Origin of the sequence: Flavobacterium geliluteum (genome assembly GCF_017948595.1) — a bacterium.
Lineage (GTDB): Bacteria > Bacteroidota > Bacteroidia > Flavobacteriales > Flavobacteriaceae > Flavobacterium > Flavobacterium flavipigmentatum.
Genome location: NZ_JAGFBV010000015.1, coordinates 1 through 13,318 on the forward strand (window position 1 = coordinate 1; position 13,318 = coordinate 13,318).

Annotated in this window: 7 protein-coding genes; 1 reads left to right on the top strand and 6 read right to left on the bottom strand. The window is 35.3% G+C overall.

What is annotated here, in order from left to right; all coding sequences use genetic code 11:
• Positions 1-347 precede the first annotated feature (347 nt).
• Entirely contained in the window at positions 348-758 is a 411-nt protein-coding gene (locus J3495_RS10415) for a response regulator (RefSeq protein WP_210666496.1), read from the bottom strand.
• A 3-nt stretch (positions 759-761) separates the two neighbouring features.
• On the bottom strand, positions 762-2,474 hold the full coding sequence (locus tag J3495_RS10420; protein ID WP_210666497.1) for a PAS domain-containing sensor histidine kinase: 1,713 nt from the start codon (positions 2,472-2,474) through the stop codon (positions 762-764).
• A 167-nt stretch (positions 2,475-2,641) separates the two neighbouring features.
• On the opposite strand from J3495_RS10420, the gene typA reads away from it, so the two are divergent.
• On the top strand, positions 2,642-4,438 hold the full coding sequence (typA, locus tag J3495_RS10425) for a translational GTPase TypA (RefSeq protein WP_210666498.1): 1,797 nt from the start codon (positions 2,642-2,644) through the stop codon (positions 4,436-4,438).
• Between the two features lie 134 nt (positions 4,439-4,572).
• On the opposite strand, the gene J3495_RS10430 is transcribed toward typA, so the two are convergent.
• From J3495_RS10430 to J3495_RS10445, 4 genes are all read right to left on the bottom strand, one after another.
• The gene (locus J3495_RS10430) at positions 4,573-9,096 is read right to left on the bottom strand and encodes a T9SS type B sorting domain-containing protein (RefSeq protein ID WP_210666499.1); all 4,524 of its coding nucleotides are present in this window, start codon (positions 9,094-9,096) and stop codon (positions 4,573-4,575) included.
• A 24-nt stretch (positions 9,097-9,120) separates the two neighbouring features.
• Positions 9,121-11,397, bottom strand: a complete 2,277-nt coding sequence (locus tag J3495_RS10435; protein ID WP_236025445.1) for a choice-of-anchor L domain-containing protein — start codon at positions 11,395-11,397, stop codon at positions 9,121-9,123.
• Positions 11,398-11,469: 72 nt separating this feature from the next.
• The gene (locus tag J3495_RS10440) at positions 11,470-12,306 is read right to left on the bottom strand and encodes an ABC transporter permease (protein ID WP_210666501.1); all 837 of its coding nucleotides are present in this window, start codon (positions 12,304-12,306) and stop codon (positions 11,470-11,472) included.
• A gap of 3 nt (positions 12,307-12,309) precedes the next feature.
• Complete coding sequence (locus tag J3495_RS10445; RefSeq protein WP_210666502.1) at positions 12,310-13,221, bottom strand: ABC transporter ATP-binding protein; 912 nt, start codon at positions 13,219-13,221, stop codon at positions 12,310-12,312.
• Between the last annotated feature and the right edge of the window lie 97 nt (positions 13,222-13,318).

A 13,318-nucleotide genomic window follows, 5' to 3' on the forward strand; every position in this document is an offset into this window, starting at 1 on the left:
TAGTGTTTCCTCTTCTTTTTTATAAGAAGTAAGTTCAAAGTAGTCTACTAGTATCTCAGGCAGTAACAACTTAAGGATATCGATAAAAGAATCTTGCATTAGGGTATAATTTGAAAATACAAATATCCAGATTTTAATATTTCCCCACAACAATATGCGTTGATCCTCTAATTGTCGCTAGAGTGCGTTAAGGATGGTAACGATATCCTTTTGCGAAACACTGAAAGTGTTCTTAGCAAAAGATATTCTTGAGCAAAAGATTTAGTGAACAGCCTGACCCGATAGGGAAACGCCATTATTATTATTATTATTATTATTAATGTGTTTTTGACGTGTTCATTATGGTTTTATACATCAATTTTCTTTTTTATGTATTCTAACATTGGTAATGTTATGGGTTTTGAAAGAAAGTCGATTATAATTGGGTATTTTTTTGCTTTTATCAAGTCTTCGGGATCAATTGTTGACGATAAGACTATGACATTGACTGAGTTATAGTCGGAATAAGCGTAGGAAGTAAAGTGATCAAGGAATTCCCAGCCACCCATAACAGGCATGTTGAGGTCCAGGAAAATGAGTTCGGGTTTTTTGGGATTGCTTTTGCTGCCGGCGTATTTTAAGGTGTTGAAATGATGAAGGGCTTCTTCTCCGTTTTGTGCTGTTATGATTTCATTTGAAAACTCTGATTTCGCAATTACTTTTTTGCACAACATCAGCGTGATTGGGTCATCATCGATGCATAAAATTTGCTTTAGCATGTTTTATTGGTTTTTAAATGTTATGGTAAATGTTGTGCCTTTGTTTACTTCGCTGTCGATGCTTATCGTTCCGCCCATTGTTTCTACTTGCGATTTTACAAGATATAAGCCCAGTCCTTTACTGTCGGGGTAATTGTGAAATCTTTGATACAAGCCAAAAACTTTGTCTCTGTTTCTTTCTAAATCTATTCCGATTCCGTTGTCTTTAAAAGTTAGAATAGCTTTGTGATCTATTTGTTCGGCAGTTATTGTAATTTTTAATTTTCTGTTTTCGGATTTGTATTTGATCGAATTGGTTAGTAAATTGAGTAAAATACTGTCGATATACGCCTTGTTGATGTGTAATGAAGGTGTTTGATCAAATTTGAGTTTTATGATTGGTTTGTGTAATTCGATCTGAAAGGCAAGTTGGCTCAATACATTTTCGAAGACCTCTTTTAGCGAAACTTCTTCTTTTTGCATCGAAGGATTGTCTTTGATGATAATTACTTTTACCAGATCATTGATAGTCTCGTTTAATAAATGGGTTGATTTGCTGAATCCGGATAAAATTTCGTCCAATTCTGGATTCTCTACCGGAATGTCTTCTATAAGATTGAGAAGGCCAATTAAATTGGATAGCGGCGCTCTTAAATTATGTGATGTTATGTATGAAAATTGTTTTAGATCTTTGTTATTCTGAGTTAGTTCTCTAATGAGGTGTTCTTTTTCTGTTTCTAATTTTTTCTCGTCGGTGATGTCTCTTTGAATAGAAATCCAGTGCGAAATTTTTGTATCAGAATTAAAAATCGGAATCATAGAAAAACGAACCCAATATTCTTTTTTTTGTTTGGTGTAACTAATGGTTTCGATATAAAATTCTTCCTCGTTCTTTATTGCTTTTAGCAGTTTTTTAAGCTCGGATGAGTCGGATTTTGGGCCTCTGAAAATGTTAGGTGATTTGCCTATTATTTCATTAGATTGATAGCCGGACATTTGTGAGAATGCAGGATTTATATACACAATTTTAGGTATTTTGCCCTTTTCTGAATTTGCTTCGGTTATTAAAATAGAATCTTTAGACTGCGTGATAACGGTTTCTAAAAGTTTAAGCCGCTGTTCTTCTTCCTTCTGTTTGGTAATGTCCTGAATGGCTCCAATCATTCGAATAGCTCTTCCGTTTTCATCTTTTAACAAAAATCCTCTATCGAGAACATATTTATAGGATCCGTCTTTGCATTTAAAACGGTACTGATCTTGCCATTTTTCGGTTTTTTGTTCGATAAAGGAATAGAGCTTGATGGACATTCTGATACTGTCTTCGGGATGAATTTTGTCAAACCACCAACGGGAAGTTTTTCCAACTTCGTCAGGATTGTACCCAAAAACATTTTCTATACCTTTATTCCAGCTAATGGTGTCTTCTTGAATTTTCCAGTCCCAAATGGTGTCGCTTGTCGCTTTGGCAACTATATCATACTTTTCGTTCGATTCTTTAATCTCCTCGTTTGTCTTGTTTAATTTTTTAAAAATGGCAATACTTTTCTTTTTGTTTTGGATTAATATGTATTTGAAAATTAATCCCGTAGCCAGGATAAAAAAGATGTCTTTTAGGAAATTGTAAAAGTAAAATTTTTCGGGAGAAGCATATTTAATAAGTAATTTATGACCTGCGACAGCCAAGAACAACGAAATGATAATGTAAATCAGAGTTATTTGTGTTGTTTTACTTTTCATCAATCAAATATAATTAATTTACCGAAAAAACATTAAAAAAATAATCCATTTGAGGTCGAAATTGGCGTTTGTTTTTCGAAACTAATTGCTTGGCAATACGTAAACTATAGCAAAAACGTTTTTTATATCAAAATAAAGTGTACCTTTGCACCCATTAAAAATCTCAGATGGAATCTATTAGAAACATTGCAATTATTGCCCACGTCGATCACGGTAAAACCACTTTGGTTGATAAAATTATGTATCACTGTCAATTATTTCGTGACAACGAAAATACAGGTGATTTAATTCTTGATAACAACGATTTAGAGCGCGAAAGAGGTATTACTATTACTTCAAAAAACGTATCAGTTCAATACAAAGGAACAAAAATCAATATCATTGACACTCCTGGTCACGCGGATTTTGGAGGTGAAGTAGAACGTGTATTAAACATGGCCGATGGTGTATGCTTGCTAGTAGATGCCTTTGAAGGACCAATGCCACAAACGCGTTTTGTATTACAAAAAGCGATCGATTTAGGTCTTAAACCATGCGTAGTTATTAACAAAGTTGATAAAGAAAACTGTACTCCTGAAGAAGTTCATGAAAAAGTTTTTGACTTAATGTTTGAATTAGGTGCTGAAGAATGGCAGTTGGATTTTCCAACAGTTTATGGTTCTGCTAAAAATAATTGGATGTCTGACCATTGGGAAAACGTAACTGATAATGTTGAAGCATTATTGGATATGGTTGTTGAAAATGTACCTGCTCCTAAAGTTTCTGAAGGAACTCCACAAATGTTGATTACTTCTTTAGATTTCTCTGCTTTTACAGGTCGTATTGCTATCGGTCGTTTGGAAAGAGGAATTCTGAACGAAGGTATGCCAATTTCATTAGTAAAAAGAGATGGTACTATCTCTAAATCTCGTATCAAAGAACTTCATACTTTTGAAGGACTTGGTCGTAAAAAAGTGCAACAAGTTATTGCTGGAGATATTTGTGCAATCATTGGAGTTGAAGGTTTTGAAATTGGTGATACTATTGCTGATTTTGAAAATCCAGAAGGTCTAAAAACGATTGATATCGATGAGCCTACTATGAGCATGTTGTTTACAATTAATGACTCTCCTTTCTTTGGTAAAGAGGGTAAATTTGTAACTTCTCGTCATATTAGAGACCGTTTGACAAAAGAATTAGAGAAAAACTTAGCAATGAAGTTGGGTGAAACTGATTCTGCTGATAAATTTATGGTTTTTGGTCGTGGTGTACTTCACTTATCTGTTCTTATTGAAACTATGAGAAGAGAAGGGTATGAGTTACAAATCGGTCAGCCACAAGTTATCATCAAAGAAATTGATGGTAAAAAATGTGAGCCAATTGAAGAATTGACAATCGATTTACCAGAAACACTTTCAGGTAGAGCAGTTGAATTCGTTACAATGCGTAAAGGTGAAATGCTAAGTATGGAAACTAAAGGTGACCGTATGATTGTAAAATTTAATATTCCATCACGTGGAATTATTGGATTACGTAATCAATTGCTTACTGCTACTGCTGGTGAGGCTATTATGGCACACCGTTTTATAGGATATGAACCTTACAAAGGAGAAATTGCCGGACGTAACAAAGGTTCATTGATTTCTATGGAAAAAGGAAAAGCGATTCCTTATTCTATAGATAAATTACAAGATCGTGGTAAGTTTTTTGTTGAACCAAATGCCGAAATTTACGAAGGTCAGGTAATTGGAGAAAACTCTCGTGGTGATGATATGTGTGTAAACGTAACTAAAGAGAAAAAACAATCTAACGTTCGTTCTTCAGGGAATGATGAAAAAGCTAGAATTATCCCTCCAATTATTTTCTCATTAGAGGAAGCTTTAGAGTACATTCAAAAAGATGAATATGTAGAGGTTACTCCAAAATCTATTCGTTTGAGAAAAATTTACTTGACAGAAACTGATAGAAAAAGATTCAAATTCTAATTCATAGGAAATTCAAATATTTAAAAACCCAAATTTCAATTGCTGGAATTTGGGTTTTTTATTTATAAAAAAACTTCAAATTTGAGGTTTCAGGTTTTTGGAATTTGTTTTTTTAAATTTGGAGTTTTTAAAGTTTATCTCTTCAAACTAAAGTGTCCTTTTGCCTCACGGCCATCTTCAAACTTTGCTGTATACCAATAATCATCTGCTGGCAAAGGACTCCCGTTAAAGGTTCCGTTCCAGCCTTCGGAGAGAGGAGAAAGCTGCTTGATTAATTTTCCATAACGATCAAAAATATAGATTATTGAGTTTGTATAAAAATCAGCATCAGCTCCTTTTACATTCCAAGTATCGTTATAGCCGTCTGCGTTTGGAGTGAAAAATTTTGGTGCTCCAAGAACTGCAATTAATTTTTCTGAAATTCCACAATCATTCAAATCCTTTACATAAACTGTGTGAAAACCTATTGGCACATTTTCGAATAAATTGGACTCTTGGTAAGGACCATTCGCATCTGTAATGCTGTACACATAATTTCCTGCTCCAGTTGCTTTTACCAAAACAGAATTGTTGTCGCTTAAATCTTCAACTTCAATTGCCTGTATTTTTGCAATATCCGATGCTGTGACTTTTACAGTTCGTGTTCTCGAACAATTACTGCTGTTTTTTACTTCTACGGTATAAATTCCTTGGGTACTGACTTCTATCGAAAAAGTAGTGGCACCCGAAAGTAGATTTCCATTCAAAAACCATTGATAAGTATAATCATTTACTGTGCTAGGAGTTGTAATTCCAGCGTCGATTGTAATTAGAAATTCGGGTATGTTACTACAGATTAACTCATTTTCTGCTCCATCTGCGTTGAGTCGCACTTTCGGAAGTGGATTTACTATTAGATTAAAAGTGATAAAGCCATAACAATCATTAGATAAAGTGTTTTCTACTCTTGCCCAAATTTTTTGATTATTTGGATAGCCAATATTGCGATAATTTGAAATTGCGGTGATTGCCAAAGAATTGCCGGAAGTATCTGTTTCTGCGAGAAAATCGGCTTCATTTTTATAATAACTTACGGTATAATTTGTTGCAGGAGCGGGAAGCCTATTTTTGATTTCCTGGGTAGCATTGCTAAAATTAAAACTGGTAATGCCATCAGTATCATTGTTTAAAGCATCAATAAAATCATCGCATTGCTGATAATCCGGTATTTGAAAATTACCGGGAAGCTGCGTAACAGAAACCACAAGATTTAACTGGCTAACTCTAAAACATCCGTTGGCGTTGGCAACTCTGGCGTAAATTATTTTATTTGAGCTTTTATAAGCAAGAGGTGTTGCAATTAACAAGTTCGGATTCTCTGTTTCTGCACCAGCAAGTGTGGCGTAATAACTGATCGTCTCCTGAGCTGAATTTGCACTAATGATGTTATTCTTTTGTGTTAAATTGAATGCGGTAACTCCATCTGTATCATCATCGCATTGTACCAAAGTGACAGACGAAGCAACACTTGGCAACGCTAATATTGATAATGTAGCATTTGCAGAATATAAACCGCATGAATTCCCTGTTCGGTTCAAGTATACTCTGTATTGATACTTATGCATCAACAACGTAACATTCGAAACAACTAGCGTTGGGCCAGTAACGCCCGAATATGTTGTATTGTTGGAAAGATCTGTCCAGGTTGTACCATTGTTGGTAGAAATCTGCCACTGGTGACTCGTAATAGAAGCGCTAGTTACGGCAAAAGTAGTGCTTTGTAATTCGCAAACGGATTTATTTTGAGGTTGATTATTAATAATGATAGGGGCAGCAATAGTATAATTAGTATTCGGATTTGTGTAGCCCGCTCCGCTTGTTACAACACCATTAGCATTTACCGTTGGAGGGGAAATGGCACCTAATATTCGGTCATTATTGCCATCTGTAAAACCAGCTTCAATTACATCAGAGCATAAATCATTGTCGCTGTCAAGTGAGGTATAATTATAAATACCGTCCGAATCTGTATCTGCAAAAGTATAATTTAGTTTTCCGCTTTCTGCTACTGTTTCTACTGTATTTGCTAAACCGTTTGGGCCAAAATTATTGCTATCAATGATTCCATCCAAATTAGTGTCAAGAGCATTACTGCCGGATTCTTTTAGATCATAAATACCATCATTGTCACTATCCAAATCCAGATAATTCATAACATTGTCGTTATCAAAATCGGCAGGTGTTATTCCGTCGGCAAATGCATCATCAATTCCGTCATGATTGGTATCAATAGTAGAAATCGTTTTAATCGTAGTACCTTGCGCCTCAATACTATCAGGTATGCCGTCGTTATCGCTGTCCAGATCCCATTGGTCTGGCACACCATCATTGTCAGTATCTTTTGAGACACAAACAGCGTAGAACTTTAATGAAGTCTTATTTGGTAATACATCCGAAAGGTTTTTATGCTTCAAGCTAATCATTTTTGACTGATTGGTCAGGAATTTAAAAGTTCCGGTTCCTGCGGCTAATGGTACAGTATTGTTGAGTCTAAATCGAATTTCGAAAGAAGAATATTCTGTTATACCACTTTCATAAAAACCATCATAATTGGTGTCAATTAGTAATTGATTGTCTGGATTTAATACTGTGATCGTTTTGTTTATTTCTGAGTTGACCACATATTCAGCACCAGAATTTAATAAATCTGCCGAATTTGCTGTCGAAATATATTCTAAACCAAGCGAAATGGGTTGCGTAAAATTTAAAGTATAAGTTACCCAATTGGTTTTTCCGGGAGGAACTTCGGTAACAAAACTGCCATCAATGCTTCCTGTAAATGGAGTTGTGCTAGCGGTGGTAGAAGTAGTGACTTTTGTAATAAATGAATTGTTGTAGGTGCCAACTGAAATGATTCCGTTGCTTGTGGCGTCAATATTGATGTTTTGATTACCGTACGATTCGGTACAATTTGTTATTCCATCTGCATCATTATCCAAATCGATGTTATCGTTTGTTTTGTCGTTATCTAGATCCGTAGGGCAATCGCTAACGGGTATTTCATCAGAAAATAAATCAATACCACAAGCAGATAAAGTTGCTTTTACTTTGTAATATCCAGGCTGAGTCGGCGAATATGAATTTGAATTTGCACCGGAAATGGCTACATCATTAAAATACCATTGAAAAGTGTCGAACCCTGTTAATGAGCTGATATTGAGTTTTATATTTGGAATACATCCGGATTGTGTAACGTTTAATTGCTGAAAATTCACCTCTGGTTTGAAGGTAAATCCGGAATAATAACCTCCAAAAGTTGCTGCACCATCGCTTCCATAAGCGGCCAAATACAACTCGGAAGTAGAAAAAACGGATACGTTTCCTGTCAATCCCGTGATGACATAGCATTTATAATCAGAATTTCCTGTTACAGCTGTTGGTCCTAAAACATTTACAAAAGGGGGTAATGTGGCCAAAGTATAAGGAGTGGCATCGATTATAAAATTGAGATTAGAACCTGTTTTTGTAGTAAGAGTAACTCTTCCCGTAAAATACCGATTACCAATTGCTTCAATAGCAGGAATATTATCTATGGTTTGCGGAGTTTGACAACTTAAAGGAGGTACAAAAAACATTTCCTGATTGGCTTCGTCCGGTCGCGAATTGTCTCCTACACTTTGATAGGCAAAAATATTTTTATTAGAATGTACGTAAAGATTTCCTTCGGCATTATAATTATTACCCAAAACAGCAACATATTCGCCCGCATTGATTGTATAGTTTGGAGTTAGGGATCCATTCAAAAATATTTCAGTATTGTTTTCATGGGCAATCAAAATCACTTTTTCGACCTCGTCAGAACCTGTACTTTTTATAAAAATATAATCTTTTCCTGTTCTTTCTGCCGATACAATTTGGTCAAAACCTAAATCTATGTTGTTAGGAAGCGGCCCGTTTGATCCGGCAAAAGAACCACAATTTACCGCTATTGGCTTATTTGATGCGATCAAGGCACCTATTAATGCATCATTGTTGGCAGGCGTAGGGCCTTGCACAGCGATGGTGTAGCTTTCTCCGCTGTTGAGTGTGATACTGGGAAGCGAATTGCCTGAAACGAAATTGTTTATTAAGAGTGCGCCTGGTTTTATATCAGTAAAATTGATTACAGTATTGTTTTCGGTGGCCAAAATTGAAGCAAAAGTCAGATGCCTGTCTGAGTAGCCTGGATTGAATTTATTGGTGAGGCCACTTATTCTAAATTGTGTTCCTAATGCAGCAAGCCCTTTCGATACTATTTCGCTTGATTGATTACCCGTTCGGTCTATAATTCTTACTGTAGCATACACAACATCTGCGGCTTCAACAATGTAACCACTGTTAGACTTGATTCTGCTCACCTCATATTCGTCCAGAACAAACTGATTTGCGTTATGCGCATTGATATCAAAAATATAAGGATTGTCTCTTGAAACTGTTCCTGAGAAGACGGCTCCTCCGATTTCTTTTAAATTAAAATTGACAGGAATTGTACTTGGTGTTGAAATATATATAAATTGCGAACCAACCGGAACTTTGGCAGAGGCAACAATTGGCGGAATATAATGCGTTTTACTAAATTGTGAAAATCCCAAAAAAGGCACTATTATCAATAAAATAAGGAACAGTAGTTTTTTTCGCATGTTTTAAAAGTAATAATTTTTAGATTATCTTTTCAAACTAAAATGGCCTTTAACATTTTTTCCATCTGCAAATAACAAAGTAAACCAATAATCATCGGCTGGAAGTTGTTGGTTGTTGAATAAACCGCTCCATCCGCTGCTCTGTTGATTCATTTGTTTTACTAATTTTCCATAGCGATCAAAAATAGAAATTTCAAAATCAGGAAGATAACTAGCGTTTTTAATTTGCCAAATATCATTAAAACCATCACCATTTGGCGTAAAAAATCTCGGGTAATCAACGACATAAATCAATAAAGTATTAGACATCCCGCAACCTTTTTTTTTACGAGCTACTGCATTGTAGATTCCTGGTAAAACACTAGCAAATAAAGGCTCATTCTGAAAAGTAATGCCGTCAAGCGAAAATTCATAATCGCCGGAACCCGTAAATTCCAGTAAAACCGAATTGTCATTTCCTGAGAATTCTTTGACTTGCGTATTGGTTAAAGTGGCAGGTTCAGATAGATCTACCGTAAACTTTTTTGCTTTTTCGCAACCCTTAATATCGGTCACGGTTACGATATAATCACCAGCAGTGGTAGCCGTTATGGTGTTGCTGTTATTAACTCCGGTGTCCCAGCGATAACTTGCAAATCCAGAAGCAATAGTCAAATCTACACTATCGCCTTTACATAAATGAATCGTTTCATCACCAAAATTTGGTGGATCAAAAGTGTTTATTTCAAGTTGTATTGGTATGATGTCATAGCAATCGCTTCCGTTGATAGCTCGCGCATAAATTATTTGAGAATTTGGAGTGGTGTTTTTGAAAATATTGGGTAATGGATTTTTTTCTGTTAAAGCGTCCGAGGTATTCAAATAATAAACAAAACGCAATCCTGCGGGAACGCCTGTAATATTGGGAGAAATTTCTGCATTCAAATCAAATTGATACAAACCATCCTGAACCGGATCCTGATCACAAGTTTGAAAAGGGTTTTGATTCGGAATAGTATTATTGACAATCCTTAATGTAATTTCTGCTGTAGCGTAACAGCCGTATTTATTTTCAATTCGGGCAAAAATGATTTTATCTCTTGAAGTGTAATTTTCAGGTGAAATGATGGTGTTTGTTTTTGCTTGCGCATCTGCCAATGTTTCATAATAGCCCGCATTTACGATATCTGGGGCGTCATTTTTTATAATGTTATCCAGTTTTGACAAATTAAAAATAGCTTCGTCATTATTATTTACACCACATTGAATCATTGTTGCATTCGAAACTGAAATTTGGGAGGAAAAATCAATTTTAATTTCTCCAATTAAAGTACATGTTGAAGGAGTTAGCACCACTTCGGCTTTGTAAGTTCCGGAATCTGTTGGTGAATAATAGGGATTCGTTGCTGCTGGAATCAGAATATTGTTTTTGTACCACCTGTAGGTATAAGTCGCAGATAAATTGGTGTTTAAAGTAGTTGTTTCACCAAAGCATATCGGGCTATTATTTGCGATCGTTCTATCGGGGCCAAAGTCTATCTTCGATTTAAAACTGCCAGCTTCAATAAAAACTGCCGAATCATAATATTCTTCAGAATCATCTGCGATAACAAGTTTTATGTGGTATTTTTTTCCCGAAATCACAGGGCTTTGAGCGTTCATAACGACTGTTTGTCCTGCATAATTTATCGGACTCGCAGCTGTATTAATTCCATTAAAATATTCTTGGTTTTGCTCAGGGCATCCTTGGTAAGGCACGTTTCCGTTAAGGCTAAAACCCGGTTCTATTTTGGGACGAACATTTGTTGAGGAAACTATAGCAGTTTGATTCGGTAAAACCGCAAGATTTTTATAAACGGCTGTTGGATCATCTGCTTCTTTTATTAAAAATGCAAAACCGTCGGAATACTGACACGGAAAAAACGACTGATATTCATTAGAAGCAAAAATATAATTGAAACTTAAAAAATCGGTTAGAGGTATAAAATCGAATTCTAAAACGGTTGCATTTACCGAATTAATACCCAACGCTTGATTTAAATCGCTGTCACCTTGCCAATTTGGATTTCCGCCTCCGCGATTGGTTCTAAAAGGGCCAATGGCATCGTGGCTGGGCGAAGTAGCAAGAACAACACCTTCTGAAAAGGGAAAATTACTGGCTCCTTTATTAAAGTAAGCAAAACTTTTTTGTCCGGGAGTAAACGTATCGCCAAAACCATTAATATTGGATACAGAAACGCAGGTGTTATTTACTAAAATAGTATTAATAAGTTGTTCCGGCGTTTTTGTATCATCAATACTAATAACTTGTTGTCCAATCATTTTTATAGAAAAAAAGGACATAAAAAGACCAATAAGCGTAATTTTAAAACAATTCATAGTATAGCAAATATACTACAAATCTCTCTTTTTTAATAATTTATAAGAGAAGAACACAAACAAGAACGTCCAGATCAATACTATCAGTATCGAAAGATAATTGACATCATAATCTTTTACGTTTTCAACGCCCATTTGGGTTCCGATATTTTTTACAACAGACAATCTTGTGAAGGGTTCAATAATCAAATTTGACATTGCTTCTAAAGGCAAAAATTGCATGATTGTCTCGTGAGTATTGCTGTTTGGAAAAATTTTAAAAGCTAAAATCCCTTTTACAATTCCTTCAATGATACTCCAAACCAAAAGAAATCCCAAGGCAAAAGCAGAGCGTTTTACTAATATTCCTAAGAATAAACAGAACGAAAAGAAACCGGTCAATTTGACAAAAAAGGCCAAAAGATAATCTAGATGACTAAAAACAATTCCTGCTTCGGTGTAAGAAGAAAAGCTGAATCCTAAAATCAAAGTCATTACAAATACAAAAATAGTCGAGCAAAATGCAAAAAGTACCACCGTTAAAAATTTCGATAAAATAAATTCTTTTTTACTCAAACCATCAATTAGGTTTTGTTTTAAAGTACCGTAACTGTACTCATTTGCCATCATTGAAACGATTACAATTGCCAGAAAAAACTTGAGCCAAGCGGCAACATAAGTATTAAAATGCCAGATAAACGGGAAGTTAAAGATGCCCATTTCGGCCAAATGAAATTTAAAAATGCCTATGTCAAATTTTATCGAAGCAATCAAGGCGATAAACGAAAGTAAAATAAAATAGGTCAGTGTGAGGATTTTGCTGGCTTTGTTTTTCCAGATTTTTTGTAATTCTATAGCGATAAGTCTGTTCATGGTCTAGTTGTTTTGTGTAATGGTTTTACTAGTTAATTCTAAAAATTGAGCTTCTAAACTGTTTTTACGTTTGACCAAATGGCTCAACGCTATGTTTTTAGAAAATAAAAACTGATTCAGTTCTGAAGCCGATAATTCTGATTTTAGATACACCAAAACTTTTCCTTCTTCCTCTATAATTCTTTCTACTGATGAATGTGTTGCCAAAACTGTTTTCAAAATGTCATTATTTTCAGCCTGTACTTCAAAAAAGCCTTCATTGGCCGACATTTCATCTACCGAGCCTGAATATAATATTTCGCCTTTTCTTAAAACAATCACATGCGAACATACTTTTTCGACTTCGTCTAATAAATGCGAAGCCAGTAAAATTGTGGTACCTTGAGAGGCGATTTTTCTAATGATATCACGAATTTGGTGAATTCCCTGAGGGTCCAGACCGTTTGTAGGCTCGTCTAAAATTAAAATTTCGGGATCATTCAAAAGTGCCGAAGCGATAGCCAAACGTTGTTTCATCCCTAAAGAAAAAGTACTGAATTTGCTGTCTTTTCTTTCGGTAAGGCCAACTAAATCTAGCTTTTCGTTTATTTTAGCATAACTGATGCTTTTTATTTTACAAACCAGTTTTAGGTTTTCTTCGGCGGTCATGTACGGGTAAAAGTTAGGCCTTTCTATAATAGCGCCTACTTTTTTTAAGGCTTCGTGCGTTTGCATGTTGCCGCTAAACCAGCTGTAATCGCCGGAAGTTCGGTTGACAACATTCAACACAATTCCCAAAGTGGTAGATTTTCCGCTTCCATTAGGGCCTAATATGCCGTAAACGCGGCCTTTTTGTATTTCAAAAGACACATTTTTTAAGGCTTGAATACGCCCGTATCTTTTGCTGAGATTCTGAATTGTAAGTATGGTTTCCAATATAATTTTTGTTTTAGTTATTTAGTAAGACGTTTCAACTAAAGTTTTGTTACTGCCAAATGTAATTTAATGTAAATTTGCATTAAAGATATTGAAA